This window comes from Streptomyces sp. NPDC046931 (genome assembly GCF_040644655.1).
In the GTDB taxonomy this organism is placed as follows: domain Bacteria; phylum Actinomycetota; class Actinomycetes; order Streptomycetales; family Streptomycetaceae; genus Streptomyces.
In genome coordinates this window covers 77,480-96,319 of record NZ_JBEYWX010000017.1, presented here as the reverse complement: position 1 = coordinate 96,319, position 18,840 = coordinate 77,480, and the positions used below count along the sequence as shown (strand labels likewise).

At 72.4% G+C, this 18,840-nt stretch carries 15 protein-coding genes; 11 read left to right on the top strand and 4 right to left on the bottom strand.

The genetic code is table 11. The features are described from left to right. Window positions 1-112: 112 nt before the first annotated feature. Complete coding sequence (locus ABZ876_RS26580) at window positions 113-664, bottom strand: TerD family protein (RefSeq protein ID WP_361786135.1); 552 nt, start codon at window positions 662-664, stop codon at window positions 113-115. A gap of 151 nt (window positions 665-815) precedes the next feature. On the opposite strand from ABZ876_RS26580, the gene ABZ876_RS26575 reads away from it, so the two are divergent. The 3 genes from ABZ876_RS26575 (at window position 816) to ABZ876_RS26565 (ending at window position 3,185) form a co-directional block, all read left to right on the top strand. Further along, the gene (locus tag ABZ876_RS26575) at window positions 816-1,421 is read left to right on the top strand and encodes a YdbC family protein (protein WP_361786132.1); all 606 of its coding nucleotides are present in this window, start codon (window positions 816-818) and stop codon (window positions 1,419-1,421) included. A 186-nt stretch (window positions 1,422-1,607) separates the two neighbouring features. Next, on the top strand, window positions 1,608-2,267 hold the full coding sequence (locus tag ABZ876_RS26570) for a histidine phosphatase family protein (protein WP_361786129.1): 660 nt from the start codon (window positions 1,608-1,610) through the stop codon (window positions 2,265-2,267). 12 nt (window positions 2,268-2,279) lie between these two features. Further along, the gene (locus tag ABZ876_RS26565) at window positions 2,280-3,185 is read left to right on the top strand and encodes an ADP-ribosylglycohydrolase family protein (protein WP_361786126.1); all 906 of its coding nucleotides are present in this window, start codon (window positions 2,280-2,282) and stop codon (window positions 3,183-3,185) included. Window positions 3,186-3,518: 333 nt separating this feature from the next. On the opposite strand, the gene ABZ876_RS26560 is transcribed toward ABZ876_RS26565, so the two are convergent. Then, window positions 3,519-5,066 (bottom strand): MFS transporter, encoded by a 1,548-nt coding sequence (locus tag ABZ876_RS26560; protein WP_361786123.1) that lies wholly within the window; start codon window positions 5,064-5,066, stop codon window positions 3,519-3,521. A 175-nt stretch (window positions 5,067-5,241) separates the two neighbouring features. On the opposite strand from ABZ876_RS26560, the gene ABZ876_RS26555 reads away from it, so the two are divergent. From ABZ876_RS26555 to ABZ876_RS26545, 3 genes are all read left to right on the top strand, one after another. Next, on the top strand, window positions 5,242-5,865 hold the full coding sequence (locus ABZ876_RS26555; RefSeq protein ID WP_361786120.1) for a TetR/AcrR family transcriptional regulator: 624 nt from the start codon (window positions 5,242-5,244) through the stop codon (window positions 5,863-5,865). A gap of 138 nt (window positions 5,866-6,003) precedes the next feature. Further along, entirely contained in the window at window positions 6,004-6,705 is a 702-nt protein-coding gene (locus tag ABZ876_RS26550) for a ribonuclease HII (protein ID WP_361786117.1), read from the top strand. A 69-nt stretch (window positions 6,706-6,774) separates the two neighbouring features. After that, entirely contained in the window at window positions 6,775-7,386 is a 612-nt protein-coding gene (locus tag ABZ876_RS26545) for a hypothetical protein (protein WP_361786114.1), read from the top strand. A gap of 465 nt (window positions 7,387-7,851) precedes the next feature. Here the strand turns inward: ABZ876_RS26545 and ABZ876_RS26540 are convergent, their stop codons facing one another. Further along, the gene (locus ABZ876_RS26540) at window positions 7,852-8,487 is read right to left on the bottom strand and encodes a hypothetical protein (protein WP_361786111.1); all 636 of its coding nucleotides are present in this window, start codon (window positions 8,485-8,487) and stop codon (window positions 7,852-7,854) included. Window positions 8,488-8,722: 235 nt separating this feature from the next. Further along, entirely contained in the window at window positions 8,723-10,972 is a 2,250-nt protein-coding gene (locus ABZ876_RS26535) for a RecQ family ATP-dependent DNA helicase (RefSeq protein ID WP_361786108.1), read from the bottom strand. 133 nt (window positions 10,973-11,105) lie between these two features. On the opposite strand from ABZ876_RS26535, the gene ABZ876_RS26530 reads away from it, so the two are divergent. The 5 genes from ABZ876_RS26530 (at window position 11,106) to ABZ876_RS26510 (ending at window position 18,788) form a co-directional block, all read left to right on the top strand. Further along, window positions 11,106-12,668 carry a DUF4192 domain-containing protein gene (locus tag ABZ876_RS26530; protein WP_361786105.1) on the top strand — a complete coding sequence of 521 codons (1,563 nt, stop codon included), beginning with the start codon at window positions 11,106-11,108 and terminating at the stop codon, window positions 12,666-12,668. A gap of 196 nt (window positions 12,669-12,864) precedes the next feature. Continuing rightward, window positions 12,865-15,003 (top strand): glycogen debranching N-terminal domain-containing protein, encoded by a 2,139-nt coding sequence (locus ABZ876_RS26525; protein WP_361786103.1) that lies wholly within the window; start codon window positions 12,865-12,867, stop codon window positions 15,001-15,003. A gap of 128 nt (window positions 15,004-15,131) precedes the next feature. After that, window positions 15,132-15,890: an NUDIX hydrolase gene (locus ABZ876_RS26520; RefSeq protein ID WP_361786100.1), complete on the top strand. Its 759-nt coding sequence runs from the start codon at window positions 15,132-15,134 to the stop codon at window positions 15,888-15,890. 110 nt (window positions 15,891-16,000) lie between these two features. Beyond that, window positions 16,001-17,737: an ABC transporter ATP-binding protein gene (locus ABZ876_RS26515; protein WP_361786097.1), complete on the top strand. Its 1,737-nt coding sequence runs from the start codon at window positions 16,001-16,003 to the stop codon at window positions 17,735-17,737. Between the two features lie 163 nt (window positions 17,738-17,900). Then, the gene (locus ABZ876_RS26510; protein ID WP_361786094.1) at window positions 17,901-18,788 is read left to right on the top strand and encodes a FadR/GntR family transcriptional regulator; all 888 of its coding nucleotides are present in this window, start codon (window positions 17,901-17,903) and stop codon (window positions 18,786-18,788) included. Window positions 18,789-18,840 lie beyond the last annotated feature (52 nt).

Sequence of the window (18,840 nt, the reverse complement as noted above, 5' to 3'; positions counted from 1 at the left end):
CGCATCCTTCGAAGGGCGGTACGGCCGGCGGTCGTGCCGCCCTTCGGCGTCGGGGGCTCCCTTCCGGGAGAGTCCTCGGGGGCGACGGTCCCCGAGTGGGCCCCCGGGCGGCTCAGGACTCGCGCGGCTCGGGAGTCGACGGGGACCCGCCCATCACACGGGCGAAGCCCTCGGGATCCGTGTCGTATCCGTGGATCCCCGGGCGGAACATCCACTCGCCCGAGCCGTCGCGGACGAACTCGGCCACCGTCGCCGCCGTCGACCCCAGAACGCCGCCGAAGTCGTCCTCGGCGAGCACGGTGTACCCCTCACGCAGCCGCAGCGCCGGATTCAGGACGTCGACGAACGTCATGCGGCCGGCGCGCTGCTGGATGACGACGCCGGCCACCACGCGCGCGTACCGGCTGTCGAGCCGGTAGAGCTCGAGCGTCATGACCTCGTCCCAGCCGAAGCCCTTGCCGTCCGGGCTGTCGCGGTTGAGGGAGATCGTGCCGTCGGGGGAGCGGCTGTCGAAGTGCACGACATAGGCGGGAGCCCCATAGGGATCGTCCGCCAAGTAGGTCGCGGCAACGATGTCGAGATCGGTGGGCGACTGACTGTTCGGACTCGGGTCCCACTTCAGTGCCAGCTCGGCCTTGGCGATGCCCTTGTTGAGACCGGTCATCTCTCATCCCTCCCCGTCGGCGCGGCCCCGCGTGAACTCCTCTGTGTCAGGGCTCAGTTGTCCATTGTGCCTCGGTGCGCCGGAGCGCTCGCCCGGGTGTACTGCGCCCGAGCGTGACCGACGCCACGCGATGGGGCCTTACGATGGCGCGGTGCTGGTCAAGTGGACTCGCTGCACCGTGGTGGACCGCCGCGGTTTCGAACGGGGGCAGCGGAAGTGGGCGGGGCTTCCGGGGGAGCCGGGCTTCCGGGGACAGGGCGGGGGCTTCAGCCGGGTGAGGCCCGGTGTGGCGCATGTCTTCGCGTTCTGGGAGAGCCGCGCCTTCTACGACTCGTTCATGGCGCGCTCCCACGACCGCCTGGCCGCGTCGCAGTCGGGCACGTTCAAGGACCAGCAGGTCCGGCTCTTCGACTACCGCTTCGACGTGAAGACCGGTTTCGAGCCCCGATTCTCGGACGCCGACGTGGTACGCGTCGCCCATTGCCGGGTACACGAGGAGCGGGCCGAGCACTTCGCCCTGATGCAGGAGAAGGTCTGGAACCCGGCCATGGCGGGCTCGCCGGGCATGATCCGCGGACTGTTCGGCGAGGCGCCGGGCCATGAGTTTCTCATTCTGTCCATGTGGCAGTCGGCGGCGGAGCACGGCAAGTACCGCGAGGAGCGCGTGGAGCGACTGGCGCTGAGGGCTCAGACGGAGGCGGACGTCGCGGCGCTCACCGGCGACATCGTGGAGTTGGAGCCGACCTGGACGGTGTGAGGGCCGCTCGCGCGCGAGCCAGGAGGGGGCGACCGGGTGCGGGACCGGTACCGCGGACCGGCCTGTTCGTTTCCGACCGAGTTTGCGGTCCGGATCGAGTGGGGGGCGGAGGTCACCTGTGTGACCTGTGCCGTATGGAGGCTCTTCCGGTGCCCGTTCGGCCGTCACTCGATCTAGGGTTTTGGCATGGCACGACCACGGCGCATCGTCCTTGTCCGACACGGCGAGTCGGTGGGCAATGCCGATGACTCCGTGTACGAACGCGAGCCCGACCACGCCCTTCCGCTCACCGAGAGGGGATGGCGGCAGGCGGAGGAGACGGGCAAACGGCTGCGGGAGATCTTCGGCAGGGAGCGCGTCAGCGTATACGTCTCCCCCTACCGCCGCACTCACGAGACGCTCCGCGCCTTCCACCTGGACCCCGAGCTCGTCCGCGTCCGCGAGGAGCCCCGGCTGCGCGAGCAGGACTGGGGCAACTGGCAGGACCGCGATGACGTAAGGGTGCAGAAGACGTACCGGGACGCGTACGGACACTTCTTCTACCGCTTCGCCCAGGGGGAGTCCGGCGCCGACGTCTACGATCGGGTCGGCGGCTTCCTGGAGAGCCTCTTCCGGAGCTTCGAGGCCCCCGACCACCCGCCGAACGTGCTCCTGGTGACGCACGGCCTGGCGATGCGGCTGTTCTGCATGCGCTGGTTCCACTGGACGGTCGCCGAATTCGAGTCGCTCTCCAACCCCGGGAACGGCGAGATGCGCATGCTCGTCCTCGGGGAGGACGGGAGATACACACTCGACCGGCCGTTCGACCGCTGGCGCGATCCGGACCCGTACTGGATCACGGGATAGAGTGGCAGGAAGATGACCGCTGACTCCTCTCCCGACGGACGTCTGGAACGCGCCCTGGCAGCCCTGCGCGGACTGGCGGTGGGGGACGCGCTGGGCGCACAGTTCTTCCTTCCCGCGAACTATCCGCTGCTCCAGCGCCGCGAGCTGCCTCCCGGCCCCTGGCCATGGACGGACGACACGGAGATGGCCTGCTCCGTGGTCGCCGTAGTGGCCGCGCACCGCCGTGTGGACCAGGACGCCCTGGCACGGTCCCTGGCGGAGCACCACGGTGCCGCCCGCCGGCACGAACCGGCGATCGACCTGCTGCTGGAGCGGATCGCCGCCGGCGACGACTGGCGGGAACTGGCCGCCTCGCTGTTCCGGGGCCACGGCTCGTGGGGCAGCGGCGCCGCGGTACGGGCCGCTCCCCTGGGTGCCTGGTACGCGGACGACCCCGAGCAGGCCACGCACCAGGCGGAGATCTCCGCCTATCCGACGCATCAGCACCGCGAGGCCGTGGTGGGAGCGATGGCCGTCGCCGCGGCCGCCGCGCTGGCCGCCGATCCGGCGGGACCGCCGAGCGCCGAGGCGCTTTTGGACGGGGTCGTCGCGCTCGTGCCGAAGAGCGCCGTCGGCATGGGCCTGCGGCGTGCCCGGGACATGCTCGACTACGGCGACGCGGCGACCGTCGCCGCCGTACTGGGGTGTGGGCGGCGCGTGACGGCGCACGACACGGTGCCCTTCGCGCTGTGGTCCGCCGCGCGCGCCCTCGGTGACTACGAGCGCGGATTCTGGACCACCGCCCAGGTGGGCGGCGACATGGACACGACCTGCGCCATCGTGGGCTCGGTGGTCGCTTCGGGGAAGGCCGGGGTGCCGCCCGGGGAGTGGGTCGACCGGGTGGAGCCGCTGCCGGGCTGGGCTCCGGCGATCACGTAGGCGGCCAAACCACTCGCGTAGGCAGCCAAACCACTCGCGTAGGCGAGGGCCCCTGCCGGGCTCCGACCGCCTCGCTACGGGATGTCGTGCCGCGGACGGCCGGACCAGCACTCCGGCCGTCGTTCCTGCGGGCGACATCCCGTCGCCCTCGGCTCCTGCCTCCCGCCTCAGCCCCCGCCTCCGGTGGGACGGAGGCGGGGGCTGAGGCGGGGGCGGAGGGAAACCCCCGGCCCGCCGTGGTACCCGGCGAGTACCGGCCTGCCGCGGCACCCGGCGCGTGTCGGCCCGCGACGGAACCCGGTGCGCCTCAGCCCGCCGCGGGCCCCCGGCGTCTCAGCCCGCCGCGGGACCCGCCGCGCCGGACAGGGCCTCCAGGTCGCTCTTGCGTACGCGGATGACCACCGCGGCCGTGACCAGCGCCAGCAGCGCCATCCCAGCGGCCGGCAGGAAGGCCGTCCCGATGCCGTGGGCGAGCACCTCGTGCCCCCAGGGAGCAGGCAACTGGTGTGTCTTCGCGAACTCCGCCTTCTGCTCGGCCGTGCCGCTCGCGAGGAACTTCGGCACCTGCTTCTCCGCCTCGTTCCGGCTGGCCGTACCGAAGACCGTGGTCAGAATCGACAGCCCGAGCGAGCCGCCCACCTGCTGCGTCGCGTTGAGCAGACCGGAGGCCGCGCCCGCCTCGTGCTGGGCGACCCCCGAGACCGCGGTGAGCGTCAGCGTCACGAAGTTCAGACCCATGCCGAGGCCGAACAGCAGCATCGGGCCGAGCACACCGGAGACGTAGGAGCTCCCGGTGCTGATGAACGTCAGCCAGCCGAGCCCGGTCGCGACGAGCGTCGCCCCGGTCAGCATGAACGGCTTGGGGCCGAGCACCGGCAGGAACCGCTGCGACAGACCCGCGCCGATCACGATCGCCACCGTCACCGGGAGGAATGCCACACCGGCCGAGATCGGTGAGTATCCCAGCACGTTCTGCACGAACAGCACGATGTAGAAGAACATGCCGAACATCGCCGCGGCCAGGCTCAGCATGATCACGTACGTGCCCGAGCGGTTGCGTTCGGTGAACATCCTCAGCGGGGTGATCGGCTCCTTCGCCCGCGCCTCGACGAAGCCGAACGCCAGCAGCAGCACCACGGCCGCCCCGAACGAGCCGATCGTGACGCTGTCCCGCCAGCCGTTCTCGGAGGCACGGATGAAGCCGTACACCAGGGACGCCATGCCCGCCGTCGAGGTGAGCGCGCCCGCGATGTCGAAGCGTCCCGGGTGGCGTTCGGACTCGTTGATGTAGAGCGGGGTGAGCGAAGCGATCAGAACGCCGATCGGCACGTTGACGAAGAGGACCCAGCGCCAGTCGAGCCACTCCGTGAGCATGCCGCCGGCCAGCAGGCCGATCGCGCCGCCGCCGGCCGAGACCGCGGCGAAGACTCCGAAGGCCCGGTTGCGTTCCGGGCCTTCGGGGAAGGTGGTGGTGACCAGCGCCAGCGAAGTGGGCGACGCTATCGCGCCACCCATGCCCTGCAAGGCGCGCGCGGCCAGCAACTGCCAGGGTTCCTGGGCGAATCCGCCGAGCAGCGAGGCGAAGGTGAACAGCAGGATGCCTGTCATGAAGACCCGGCGCCGGCCGAGGATGTCCCCGGCCCGGCCGCCGAGAAGGAGCAGGCCACCGAAGGTGAGGGTGTACGCGCTGACCACCCATGTCAGGTCGGTCGTGCTGAACTTGAGCGCGTCTTGAATGTGCGGGAGCGCGATGTTCACAATCGTCGCGTCGAGTACCACCATGAGTTGGCAGGCCGCGATGACGGTGAGCGCGATGCCGGGACGCCCCTCGCGGCGGGCGGCTGTCGGCTTTCTTTCCTGGATCAACGGAGAGGTTGTCACTATGGGTCCCCCATGAGTGCGTTAGTGAACGCCAGCGTTCACTGTCGCGTCAAACGGTAGTGAGTCCCCGTCAGTGAACGCAAGCGTTCACTGATTTCATTGCCGCGCGATGCCTCCCCGCCTTCGCCCCCTTCCCCGGAATCCCCGCTTCCTCATGCTCAACGGAGAAACACAGATGGGTACTTCGCCCTGGACGGACGCCTCCGCCCAGCCGGCCTCCCTTCGCCGGCGCGGTGCCGTGCTCGAGCACGCGATCCTCGACGCCGCCCTGGAACAGCTCAGCACGGTCGGCTGGAACGGCCTCACGATGGAGGGCGTCGCGGCCGGTGCCCAGACCGGCAAGGCCGCGGTCTACCGCCGTTGGTCGTCCAAGGAGGACCTCGTCGCCGATGCGCTCCAGTCCGGGCTGCCGCGCTTCGATGTGGCGCCGGATCTCGGGAGCGTGCGCGAGGACCTGCTGGAGCTGTGCCGGCAGGCGCGTGAGGCGATGTACTCACGCTCTGGGTTCGCACTTCGCTCCGTAATTCACGAGTGCGATGCAGTGCAGGCCGAGCGCTTCCATGGTGTGATCTTCGACGGGGTCGTAGAGCCGACCCTCAGGCTGCTGCATGAGGTCATCTCCCGAGGAATCGAGCGGGGGGAGGTGCGCGCCGACGCTGTGAACGGATACGTCTTCGACGCCATTCCAGCCATGATGATGTATCGCGCAAAGATGTGCGGAAGTGAATGGGGGGAGCGGGATATCGAGGAAATGATCGATCAGCTGATGATTCCGCTGCTACGGCCGGAACGCGGCTGAACCGCGTCCGAAAGCCCGTCCGGGAGGAGCCGTGACCGGCCCCTGGGTGCGGTCGCCGACGCTCGCCGGCGGGCGTGCCGTTGCCCGGGGAAACCTGGGTGTCGCGAGGGGATCCCGGCAGCGTAGGCTAAGGGCGCCATGCCGTACGAACCGCCTACTCACACCGTCGAGCGCTCCCTTCGCGCAACGACCGGAGCGAAGGTCATCGCCGGTGTCGACGAGGTGGGGCGCGGTGCCTGGGCCGGTCCCGTCACCGTCTGCGCCGCGGTAACGGGCCTGCGCCGACCGCCCGAGGGTCTCACCGACTCCAAGCTCCTCACCGTCAAGCGACGCACCACGCTCGCCCGGGAGTTGGAGCAGTGGGTGACGGCCTACGCCCTCGGTCATGCGTCCCCCGAGGAGATCGACGAGCTCGGGATGACGGCCGCGCTCCGGCTCGCGGCGGAACGTGCCCTCGAGGCGCTGCCCATCCGGCCCGACGCGGTCATCCTCGACGGGAAGCACGACTATCTGGGCACTCCCTGGAAGGTGCGTACGGTGATCAAGGGCGACCGGTCCTGCGTGGCCGTCGCCGCGGCCTCGGTGATCGCCAAGGTCCACCGCGACAAAATGATGGCCGAACTGGGTCTCGACCATGCAGACTTCGGTTTTGCGGCCAACGCCGGGTATCCCTCGCCGGTGCACAAGGCCGCGCTGGAGGAGCGGGGCCCCACCCCGTACCACCGCTTGTCGTGGGCGTATCTTGATGCGCTGCCCCAGTGGCGGCACCTCAAGAAGGTCCGCAGCTGGGCGGACGGAAACGTGCCGGAGATCGAAGGTCAGCTCGGCTTCGACTTCTGACCCATTCCGATCGCACTCATATGCCACCCGCCGACGCGAGTAGCGCTGGCGTTTGATAAAAATCAGCTCATGCCTCTCATTCCCGAGGAGCCTCAGATTCACGAGACTGCCCAGGGTCCCCGCGCTACGCCGGCCGCCGGCCGTACCGCGCCGACCCCCCGTCCCGTACCCGGCCCCCGCCCTGCGGCGCCCGTGCGTCCCGGCCGTCCGGGGCCGATCCGGCCGATGCCGACCCAGCGCGCGACGCGCGAGCCTGCGGTGCCCAAGTCCGGGCCGCCCGCTCCCGCCGCCACTCCGCAGATCCAGCTGATCCCGGCCTCGGCCGAGGGCGCGCTGGACGCTGCCGAGGAAGCCGTCGACCTGCTGCTGGAGTCTGGTCGTGCCCCCGGCGACGTACTGGTGATCACCACCGGCGAGTTGCATCCATGGGCCGCGCACGAGCTGTCGTTCGGTGAAGCCTCGTACTGGGCGCAACACGACGCCCGCGACGATGTCTTCTACGCCGACGCCTCGATCGCATCCCGTGCCGCCGCCCGCCCGGTGGTCGTCACCGCCGTCAACGGCGGCTCCGACGCGACGGTCGCCGCCGCGCTTCCGCTGGCGCTCGGCCGGGCCGGTGCCCTGCTGATCGTCTGCGGTGACCCGAAGCAGATCGACTCGGTGCTGGGCGCAGGCGTCTGAGCGGGCCGGACCCGGTCTGTTCCGCTCGCACGCCGCCCGTCCCGCCCCGGCAGCCCGGAGCCGGGCTGCCGCCCGGCCCGGGGGAGACGGTCGGTGGGGTACCGCGTGGGCGGCACCTGCACGGCGGTCGCCTCGTCATGCGTGGAGCCGGGGCGCGACGGCCTGCGGCCCTATCGGAACGCCTTGAAGCGGTGGCGTACGACGCTCGCGGGCAGGTGCACGGGGGACATGTGCACCTGCGCACCCACGGCGGCAGGGCCCCCCGTACGCCCGGCGCCCAGGTGCCGAGGGGTGGCACGGGGACTGCAGGTGGCGGCGGCTTCGGGCCACGGGTGTCGCATCGTCACTTCCGCGGGGGCGGCCATTTCCGCAGTCGTATGGTGGGCCGCCCCCGACCCCTATCTCGATCGCGGCCCGGCGCATGCGGCAGCCCGGCGCTTGCGGCGGCCCGCGCCCTCGGGGGCCTCAGCGGGCGGCGGCCCGGCGCAGCGCCTCCGAGGTGACGCCCCCGGTGCGCGGCAGCGGGGGCGTCCCGCCCATCAGGTCGAACGCCTCCGGCGGTGACTCCGCGTTGGGGCGGCGTCCGCCGCGACCCTCGCCGAGGACCTGCCAGCCGTCGCGGGTCAGCGTGATGTACGCGCCGCAGCGCAGCCCGTGCAACGTGCAGGCGTCGCGCAGACCCCACATCCAGGCCCCGTCCTCCTCCGTCCAACGCCCGTCGCCCTCACGGCAGTAGAGCAGCACGGCCGTCCGCACCGGTGTACGGCGGCGCAGGTCGTGCGGGATGACCCTGCGCAGCTGGGCGAGCAGCGCGTTGCGGAACACCCAGCCGTCCGCGGGCGCCGGACGCCTTGTGAACGAGGCGCTCGCCTGTGGCCGTTCGTCCGGGTCCAGTACGGCCACGACGGCCGTGGAGAGCCGTGGCCGGTGGAGGGCGTGCAGTTCACTGACGACTTCGCGGGGGTTGCGCAGTAGCGGAATCCCGGCGGCCGCCCACTCCGCGGGCTCCAGCATCCGGGCCACGGGATTGGCGGAAGCGGCGGACGCTTCGGCGGAGGCCGACAGGGATGCCGCCGAGGACGGCGCGAATCCGAAGGTCACGATCCTCCCTTCGGCTACGCGCCCACACTGCGGGCGGGGTCGGACTAAGGGGGCGCACACACCGCAGCAGAACTCTGTCGGATCACGGACGAGCCGTGAGGTGAGCGGAACCCCAATTCTTCCCGCCGAACTGGAATGCGGCAACGAGCAATTGGAGCCGCCGACTGGTTTGTGCTGATGTGTGGCCTATATCCCCGCTGGAGAACTGCCCAGTGTGTTCCCGGGGAAGGAAGGGTCACGCCTGCACGGCGAGGACCAGCGGCAACACCCCTTCCGCCCCGGCCCGTCGCAGCACCCGTGCCGCCACTGCCAAGGTCCAGCCCGTCTCCGTCATATCGTCCACGAGCAGCACGGGACCTTCCGCCGCCTGGAGGGCCGCGGCCAGGGCGGGGGGTACGGTCAGCGCCCCGTCGAGTGCCTTCAGCCGCTGCGCGCTGTTGCTGCGAGGCAGCCGCGGGACATCGCCTGTATACGAGACGGAGCCCAGCAGAGGCAGCCGCCCTCTCTCCGCTATGTGCGCCCCGAGGGAATGGATCAGCTGCGGACGCGTGCGCGAGGCCATGGTGACGACTCCGACGGGGCGCGGCTGTGCGTCGGGCCCTGTGGAGGCCCAGCCGCCGGGCCCCTTGGCCCAGTCGGCCAGTACGCCGACCACGGCCTGTGCCACATCCTCCGGTACGGGGCCGTCCGGGTTCTGGGGCGCCAGCATCGGCCGCAGCCGGTTGCCCCAGCCGATGTCCGACAGCCGGCCAAGGGCCCGCCCCGGCGCCGCCTGCTCACCGGCCGGGATACGGCCCTTCAGCTCCACGCCGACCGCCGGAAGACCCGTCGGCCACATCTTGCGGGGCTCGACCTCGACGCCCGCGCGGCCGAGCTCACCGCGCGCCGCGTCCAGGGCGGCCGGGGAGACGGAGTCGGGGAACCGTGGTCCGGCACAGGTGTCGCAGCGCCCGCAGGGCCTGGCACCCTCGTCGTCCAGCTGCCGGCGCAGGAACTCCATGCGGCAGCCGGTCGTGGTGACGTAGTCCCGCATCGCCTGCTGTTCCGTCTCCCGCTGCTTGGCGACCCAGGCGTAGCGCTCGGTGTCGTACGTCCAGGGGACGCCCGTCGCCACCCAGCCGCCCTGGACACGGCGCACCGCGCCGTCCACGTCGAGCACCTTGAGCATCGTCTCCAGCCGGGACCGGCGCAGGTCGACGAGTGGCTCGAGGGCGGGCAGCGACAGCGGCCGTTGCGCCCCCGCCAGGACGTCCAGCGTGCGCCGCACCTGCTCCTCGGGAGGGAACGCGACCGAAGCGAAGTATTCCCAGATCGCCTGGTCCTCCCGGCCCGGCAGCAGCAGCACCTCGGCGTGCTCCACACCTCGGCCGGCGCGCCCGACCTGCTGGTAGTACGCGATCGGGGACGAGGGCGAGCCCAGGTGCACCACGAATCCGAGGTCCGGCTTGTCGAAGCCCATTCCGAGGGCGGATGTGGCGACCAGCGCCTTGACCCGGTTGGCCAGCAGGTCCTCCTCGGCCTGCCGGCGGTCGGCGTTCTCCGTTTTCCCGGTGTACGACGCCACCGCGTACCCGCACTGCCGCAGGAACACCGCGACCTCCTCGGCCGCCGCCACCGTGAGCGTGTAGATGATCCCGGAGCCCGGCAGCTCTCCGAGGTGATCGGCGAGCCAGGCCATGCGGTGGGCGGCGTCCGGCAGCCGGAGCACGCTCAGGCTCAGGCTTTCCCGGTCCAGCGGCCCGCGCAGGACCAGGGCGTCCGTACCGGCCCCGGTGCCGAGCTGCTCGGCCACGTCGGCCGTCACCCGCGCGTTCGCCGTCGCGGTCGTCGCCAGCACCGGGACGCCGCGCGGCAGGTCCGCGAGCATCGTGCGCAGCCGGCGGTAGTCGGGCCGGAAGTCGTGGCCCCAGTCGGAGATGCAGTGGGCTTCGTCCACCACCAGCAGGCCGGTCGCGGCCGCCAGCCGGGGCAGCACCCGGTCGCGGAAGTCGGGGTTGTTGAGGCGTTCCGGACTCACCAGAAGGACGTCCACCGCGCCCGCGGCGACTTCCGCCTGGATGGTGTCCCACTCCTCGGTGTTGGACGAGTTGATGGTCCGTGCGTGGATACCGGCGCGGGCGGCCGCCTCGACCTGGTTGCGCATGAGGGCGAGGAGCGGCGAGACGATCACCGTCGGGCCCGAGCCGCGCTCGCGCAGCAGCGCGGTCGCGACGAAGTACACGGCGGACTTGCCCCAGCCGGTGCGCTGCACGACGAGAGCTCTGCGTCCGTCCGCCACGAGGGCCTCGATGGCCCGCCACTGGTCCTCGCGCAGCCGGGCCCCGCCCGTCGGCGCGCCGACGAGCCGGGCGAGCACGGCGTCCGCGGCGGCGCGCAGACCGCCATCGGCCGTGGTGGGGGCGCTGGGGCCGGCGGCGGCGCGCACGTCGTCCCCTTCTGCCGGGGTGGCTTCGTGCGTCGTGGGGTGCGGGTGTTCGTCGGTCATGGCGTCCATGCAACCCGATCGGCAGGACATCGTGCGAACGGACCCCGCGACCTGTGGACAACCCTGACATGCCCATGGCCGTGGTTATCCACAGCTCCAAGCGGAACTCCAAGATCCGCGAGATGGTCGCGGCATGACGAACCACGACGAAGCAGCCGGCTGCTCCGGCATCGGTGACATGGACGGACCCTTCCACCGCGGCGGTGAGACCACCGGCCACAGGAGTCACGGCCCCTCGGGCCCGCGAGACGAGCCCATGGTCACCCTGCGCACCCCCGCAGAGCTGGCCGACGCCCTGCCCTATCTGCTCGGGTACCGCCCGGAGGACAGCATCGTGCTGGTCGCGCTGCAGGACCGGGAATGGCGGGGGAGGTTCGGCGGGCGGGCACGGCTCGGTATCCCCGCCCACCCCGAGGACTGGCCGTCCGCGGCCCAGCAGTTGGCCCGCGGACTGGTGGCGGGCAGCGAGCGCAGAGGCGCCCGCCCCGAGAGCATGGTCGCCTACCTCGTCCAGGAACCCTCGGGCGGCGAAACGGGACGCGACGTGATGGAACGCCTCCGGCCGCTCGCCCAGTCGCTGCGCACGGCCTGCGGCGGCCTCGACGTCGCGGTGGTGGAGGCTCTGTGCATCTCCGACGGACGCTTCTGGTCGTACTGCTGCCCGAGCCCGGGCTGCTGCCCGCCGGAAGGGCAGCCGATGGGCCTGCCCGGCACCTCCGTCCTGGCCGCTGCCGCGACCTACGCGGGCATCCAGGTGCGCGGCAGCCTCCAGGAGCTCAGGGCCCGGCTGAGCCCGTGCCGGACGGAGGCCGCCCACGCACAGGAGGTTGCGCTGGACACCGCGAACCGTGCGCTCGTCCCGCGGATCCTCGACGGCGACACCCGAGAGGACGTGGCCGCTGACACGCTTGCACTGGCGGAGCGGGTCATGCTCCGGCTCGGCGAGGCGCCACCCGTTTCGGGTACGGCGACGGCGGACCTGCGTGACGACGGGCTCCTGGCCGACGACGAGGCCGCGGTTCTGATCCTCGGTCTGCAGGACCGCACTACACGGGACCGGGCCGCGGAGTGGATGGAGGGTGCCGAGGCTGCCGTGGCACTGCGGCTGTGGCGAGCCCTGGCCCGCCGCTGCGTCGGCCCGTACGGCGAGCATGCCGCAGCCCCGCTGACGCTCGCCGGATGGGTCGCATGGTCGACCGGGGACGAACTGGAGGCCCGCGAAGCCTTCGCCATGGCCCTGGGCGCGGACCCGGACTACCTCTTCGCCCGCCTTCTGCACCAGGCGTGCAACGAAGGGCTGAATCCGGAGACCGTCCGTCGTTGCCTGCGGACGGAGCGAGCCGGCCGATCTGGAGGGGAGAAGGCTTCCGCGGCAGAGCCGGACGCCACCGCCACGCCGCCTCCCGGCTCGCCCTGTGACACGGCCCGGGAGGACCCCCAAGTCCAGGAGCCCTCCGCGCCGCGGCTTGGCCCTGTCCGTAAGCACCGCAGGGTGCGACCGGTGGGCGGCGGCAGGCCGAGCCGTCGTGCTCCGCGGGCGCTCGATGCCCGCCGACGGCGCCCTGCCGACCCCCGCACTCCCTCCGGTGACGGCCCGCATCGCGATGGGCCGCCGCGTCCGGCCGAGGGCGCGAACAACCCGTTCGGGGCCCACCGCGGCTCCGGTCGCCGTACAGGGGAGCGGCCACATGAGTGAGTTCCGCGGTCCCATGCACCACCGTTCGGCGGGCTTCCCCTCCCACAGGCGTGACCCCCGACGGACCCGTGCCGTTCACCTGAGTGGCGGAACCCGGAGCAGGGTCACGCCACCGACGACCGCTCACGACCCTGCGGCGCCCCTCACGCGGCGCCGACCACGCCCGAGGCGTACCGAGCGCCCAGGAAGCCGCCACATGTCCCCGCCCACACCACCCCCCGCCCACCACGGCAGCCCGCTCGGCCACGGCCCCTCGGCGCCCCTGGCGCCCGGCGGTGCCCCACCGGCCGGGCGCGGAGCGCCGGTCGGCACGCCGGCTTCCGTGCCGCGCGCCGACCGGCAGGTCCACGGTCCGCCCCATCTCCCGCCCGCCCCGCCCCGTCGCATCGCCGACCTGCCCCCCGCCCACACCGCGTTGATCTGCGTCGCCCTGCCCGGCCTGGTGATCTCCTCGCAGGAGGGCCAGTTGACCGGGCAAGGGCTGGAGGGGTTCTACCGTGCGGGCCGGCGGGTGCTGTCCCGCTGCCTGCTGCGGGTGGCGGGGCGGGAGCCGCTTCCGGTGCAGGCCCGGATGATGGGGGCCGACCGTGCCCGCTTCGTGGGGACCGTGCGCGCGTCCCCGGACGCCGGACCCGATCCGGACGTCGTCGTGGAGCGTATCCGGTCCGCGGACGGCGCCGAGCGGATCACGCTGCACAACGCGGCGCCACGCCCGTTGCGCCTGCCGGTGGAAGTGGCCCTCGGCGCGGACCTGGCGGAGCTGAGTGCGATCGCCTCGGGAGACCCGGGACCCGATCTCACCGCCAGCGTGCACGACTCGGCGCTGCGGTGGTCCGGTTCCAAGGGCGACTGCGCGGTCATCGCCGACCCGCCGCCCACCGACGCGCTCGCCTCCGCCGGACTCCTGCGCTGGGAGGTGGTGCTGCCACCCGGCGGCACACGGAGTCTGGAGCTGCGGGTGCGGCCGGACGGCGCCGGACCGCCCGGAGCCGTGGGTCGCGCCGCGGTCAGCCCGTTCGCGCGGGCCCAGGCCACCGGGGACGACCCCCGAGTCGAGCCGTTCCTGCGCACCTGTGTCGAGGACCTGCAGGCCCTGCTGCTGCGCGATCCCCTGCACCCCTCCGACACCCACATCGCGGCCGGAGCCCCGTGGCGCTGCGGACCGGCGCCCGTCGAGTCCCTGACGGCGGCCCGGATGACGCTGCCGCTCGGCACCCGGCTCGCCGCGTGCACGCTGCGCATCCTGGCCCGCACCCAGCTCGGCGGCCCGGGCCTCCGCTCGGGCATGATCCCGGGCCCCCGGCGGGACGCGGGAGCTCACCTTCCGCCGAGTTGCACGGGCACCGAAGCCACCCTGCTGTTCCCCGTGCTCCTCGCGGAGGCCCGGCGCTGGGGGCTTCCCGAACGCGAGACGGAGGAACTGCTGCCCGCGGCCGAGCACTGTCTGCGGTGGCTGCGCACCACAGTCGGCGACGGCGTCTACCTCCCGGATCCGCAGCCGGGCGGCCTGCTGCGCTGCGAGACCCAGGCCCACGCCCATCGGGCCGCTGTGCTCGGTGCCGATCTGCTCGAGACGTGCGGGCGTCCCGGCGGCCCGCAACTGCGCCGGTGGGCGGAGGAGCTGCGCGGCGCGTTCTGCGAGGAGTTCTGGATCGAGGACCGGTCGGGCGGCAGACCCGCGGCCGCCCGTACCCGCGACGGTCGCTTGGTGCCGCATCTCGGTGCGGGCGCCGCCCATCTCCTGGACACCGGCCTGCTCGGCGCCGGCACGCAGGCGCCCGGGCTGCTCGACAAGGTGAGGACCGAGCAGCTCGCCCGACTGCTCGACGGCCCGGCCATGGACTCGGGCTGGGGGTTGCGCGGCCTGGCCGCCACGGAGACGTCGTACAACCCGTTCGGGCACCGCGGCGGAGCCGTGCGGGTCCCGGAGACCGCGATCGCCGTCGCGGGACTGGCCGCCGCCGGCTACGAGAAGGAGGCGAGCGGGCTGCTGCACGGGATGCTGGCGGCGTCGGAGGCATTCGGATACCGGCTGCCCGAGATGTTCGCCGGAGAACCGCGCAGGGAAAGGGGCGCCCCGCTGCCGCATCCGGCCGCCTGCCGCCCCGCCGCCACCGCGGCCGCCGCCGGAGTGCTGCTGCTGACCGCGCTCGTCGGTATCCGCCCTGACGCCCCGGCCGGGACAGTGACCCTGAGCCCGGTCCGCAGCGCACCGCTGGGGGAGATCGTGCTGAGAGGACTGAGACTCGCCGGAGCGCCCTTCTCCGTGCGCGTCGGGCGCCTTGGCCTCGCGATGGTGGAGGAGGCGGCCGACGGACTACAGCTGGGGGCGTGACCTCGGGAGACGCGTCAGCGAACGGTGAACGGCCGCCGGCGACAGCTGTACCGGACACATGCGGATCTCCTGTGGAAGCGGTCCGCGAGGGGAGTGTTTATCGTCAGGCAGACGACTATGATCGCGGCATGCCCTACGACCCGTCAGCCTTTCCCCCCTTCGCCGTCACCGTGGACCTGGTCGTGCTGACCGTGCGCCGCCATGCCCTGTGCGCGCTGGCGGTACGGAGGGGTGAGCCGCCCTTTCAGGGCCGGTGGGCGCTCCCGGGCGGCTTCGTCAGGGCGGACGAGGACCTGTCGCAGGCGGCGGCGCGTGAGCTGGCCGAGGAGACGGGGCTGCGCGCACACGATCCGGCCGCACCCGCGCTCGACAACGGCGCCCACCTGGAACAGCTGGCCACCTACGGCGACCCCAAGCGCGACCCGCGGATGAGAGTGGTGAGCGTCGCCCATCTCGCCCTCGCCCCCGACCTGCCCGCGCCCCGGCCCGGAGGAGACGCCAACAGCGCGCGCTGGGCGCCCGTGGAAGAGCTGCTGCAACAGGGCGGCTACGGCAGGGACGGCGAGCAGGCGGCTCCGCTCGCCTTCGACCACGCGCAGATCCTGGCGGACGGCGTGGAGCGCGCCCGTTCGAAGATCGAGTACTCCTCGCTGGCCACCGCCTTCTGCCCGCCCGAGTTCACCGTCGGGGAGCTGCGACGGGTCTACGAGGCCGTATGGGGCGTGGCCCTCGACCCGCGCAACTTTCACCGCAAGGTGACCGGCACGCCCGGCTTTCTCGTCCCGACGGGCGGTACGACGACCCGGCAGGGCGGCCGCCCCGCGCAGCTCTTCCGCGCGGGCGGTGCCACGCTGCTCAACCCGCCCATGCTGCGGCCCGAGGTCTGACTCATCCCGCGGGACCCGGGCGCTCCGGTACGGGCCGGAGCGGAGCAGGAGCCGACGCCCGCCTGTCAGGGTGACCGAAAAAACAGACATATCGCGCTATCTTGCTTCGAGTGATTCAGGCGATCGGACTGACCGGCGATCCCCGCAAGGACCTGTCGCCCGTCGTCGACGACGTGACGTTCGAGGCGCGCGCAGGTCAGGTGACCGCGCTCCTCGGAGCCTCCGGTGCGGGCAAGACGACAGTGCTCAGGTTGATGCTCGAACTCCGGCCGGGTCGCGGCATCACCTACTTCCGGGGCCGTCCGCTGCACCGCCTCGCTCACCCCGCGAGCGAAGTGGGAGTCGTCCTCGGAGACGTCCCCGGTCACCCCGCGCGCACGGCCCGCGCGCACCTGCGCATGCTGTGCGCCGCCGTGGGTGTGCCCGCGGACCGCGCCGACGAAGTCCTCGAGGCGCTTGGACTCGTCGGCCTGCGCGACGAGTGCCTGGGCACCCTCTCCCGCGGTATGGACCGCCGCCTCGGTCTCGCCTGCGCCCTGCTTGCCGATCCGCACAGCCTCGTGCTCGACGATCCCACCGCCGGGCTCTCCGACCAGGAAGGCCGCTGGCTGCACGGCCTTCTACGGGCACACACCGTCCGGGGCGGCACCGTCCTGTTCGCCACGGGTGACCCCAAGGAGGCCGCGCGCACCGCCGACCACGTCATCACGCTGGACGAGGGCCGGATCGTCGCCGATCAGGAGGCCGCCGACTTCGCCCGCACCCGGCTGCGACCCCGTGTGGCCGTCCGAAGCCCGCACGCCGCCCGGCTCGGTGCCCTGCTCGCCAAGGAGGCCAGAACGGCCCGGCGTTCCGTGAAAATCGTCCACGAGGACGGCAACCGGCTGTCGGTGTACGGCAGTACGTGCGCAGACGTCGGCGAGACCGCGTTCCGGCACGGCATCCTCGTACACCAACTCGCCGACGAAATGGGGGACATGGGGCCGGCCGCAGACGTGAGGGCCGCCCCGCCTCCCCCGGCCGAGGCTCTGGATCGCGGTGATCTGCCCCCGCTGCCGCCGCCGATCAGTGTCCGGCCCAACCCCAGCCCCCAGCACCCGCTGCGGTACGAACTGCGCCGCGCCACCGGGATCGGCACGGTCTCCCTCACCGCGGCCGCCGTACTCGTCGCCTCCGCTCTTGTCTCCCTGCTCCTCGCCCGCGTCGGGCACGCCCCACGGGGCCGGCTGCTGGCCGCCTGGCCGCGGGAGCTCCCGCTGCCGCCTGCGGCGCTCGGCGCGGGGCTGCTCGGCGCCGTCTCCTTCGGTGACGAGTTCCGCCACCCCGCTCTGGCGGCGGACCGGGGCGGCGTCCCCCGCCGCCTGGGGCTGCTCGCCGCGAAGCTCCTGGTGGCAGGGGCCACGGCGCTAGCGCTGGCCTTCCTCGCCGTCGGTTTCGACTTCGAGGTGCTCTACGTCGTCTATGGACGAGAGGTGGCCGAGGTTCCCGCCGACTGGCTTTCCCTGAGCGCGAGTTGGGCCGGACTCTCTGTGGGGTGCGCCTGGGCCGGTGTGCTGGCGGCCGGCATCTTCCGGTCCACGATCGCCGGGCTCGCCGCGGTACTCGCGGTGCCCGTCGCCGTCGTACCCCTCGTACAGAAAGTACTCGGGGCAGGGTCCGTCCCGGCCGCCGCGGGGTTCGCCGCGCGGATGCGGGGGGTGGCGCTGCCGGGGTGGCCGTTCGGCGGGGAGCGGTATCTGGTCGCCGCGGTACGGATGATCGCTCAACCCGTGGGCGGCGCACTGGCCTTGTCCTTGGCCGCGCTGCTCGGCATCTATCTGCTCGCCACGCGTCGCAGGGCTCGATGACCACCCTCCGTGCCGATCTGTATCTCCCCTGTGCGCAAGTTCCTCGGAGAACGCCCATTTCTTTCCGATAAGGCGTCAATTGCGACAGGGTGAGCGATCACCCTTTCGTGTGCTTTTCACCAAAGACCTCAAGGGAGTTGGGGAGGGCGCCGACAAAGGATCCGTGAGTACCCTTGCGCACACCATGATGACCGCCGCCCGCTCAGCAGACTCCGGCCTCGCCGGACCGGGCGAACTCGACCGCTACCCCTATGCCGAGGCGCCCTCCGCCGACCGCGTCGGCACGCCCTCCTGGGAGGGCGCGGAACCGGAACTGGGCCGCGTCGGCCGTCGTGCGGCAGGCAGCCGCGGACGCGGGCTGCACGGCCAACTCGTCCAGCAGCTCGGCCAGATGATCGTCTCCGGCGACCTCGGCGCGGATCGCCCGCTGGTCCCCGAGGAGATCGGCCAGCGCTTCGAGGTCTCCCGCACCGTCGTCCGCGAGTCGCTGCGCGTCCTGGAGGCAAAGGGCCTGGTCAGCGCCCGCCCGAACGTGGGGACGCGGGTGCGCCCCGTGAGCGACTGGAACCTCCTCGACCCGGACATCATCGAGTGGCGGGCCTTCGGGCCGCAGCGCGACGACCAGCGCCGCGAGCTGAGCGAGCTGCGCTGGACCATCGAACCGCTCGCGGCGCGCCTCGCCGCCGGGCACGGCCGCGAGGAGGTGCAGCAGCGACTCGGCGACATGGTCGAGATCATGGGCCACGCCATGGGGCAGGGCGACTCCCTGACGTTCTCGCGCGCCGACGCGGAATTCCACTCGCTGCTCATCCAGGTCGCCGGCAACCGCATGCTGGAGCACCTCTCGGGGATCGTCTCGGCGGCCCTCCAGGTCTCCGGCGGCCCGGTCACCGGTTGCGACCGCCCGAACGAGGCGGCCCTGGCCCAGCACGGCCGGATCGTGGACGCGCTCGCCTCGGGCGACGGTGCGGCCGCCGAGGGGGCGATGCGTCAACTGCTCACCGTCCACCCCGAGGTGGAGCGCGTGGTGCCCGCGCCCCGCGAGCACTGACCGCATCCAGCCGTCGGCGCGAGCGGCCCCGGGCTTCCCGCCGGGCAGTGCC

Coding starts and splice junctions, on each gene's coding strand:
- ABZ876_RS26580 (WP_361786135.1), bottom strand. CDS start 664: ATGACCGGTCTCAACAAGGGCATCGCCAAGGCCGAGCTGGCACTGAAG.
- ABZ876_RS26570 (WP_361786129.1), top strand. CDS start 1,608: ATGGCACGACCACGGCGCATCGTCCTTGTCCGACACGGCGAGTCGGTG.
- ABZ876_RS26565 (WP_361786126.1), top strand. CDS start 2,280: ATGACCGCTGACTCCTCTCCCGACGGACGTCTGGAACGCGCCCTGGCA.
- ABZ876_RS26555 (WP_361786120.1), top strand. CDS start 5,242: ATGGGTACTTCGCCCTGGACGGACGCCTCCGCCCAGCCGGCCTCCCTT.
- ABZ876_RS26550 (WP_361786117.1), top strand. CDS start 6,004: ATGCCGTACGAACCGCCTACTCACACCGTCGAGCGCTCCCTTCGCGCA.
- ABZ876_RS26545 (WP_361786114.1), top strand. CDS start 6,775: ATGCCTCTCATTCCCGAGGAGCCTCAGATTCACGAGACTGCCCAGGGT.
- ABZ876_RS26535 (WP_361786108.1), bottom strand. CDS start 10,972: ATGACCGACGAACACCCGCACCCCACGACGCACGAAGCCACCCCGGCA.
- ABZ876_RS26530 (WP_361786105.1), top strand. CDS start 11,106: ATGACGAACCACGACGAAGCAGCCGGCTGCTCCGGCATCGGTGACATG.
- ABZ876_RS26525 (WP_361786103.1), top strand. CDS start 12,865: ATGTCCCCGCCCACACCACCCCCCGCCCACCACGGCAGCCCGCTCGGC.
- ABZ876_RS26520 (WP_361786100.1), top strand. CDS start 15,132: ATGCCCTACGACCCGTCAGCCTTTCCCCCCTTCGCCGTCACCGTGGAC.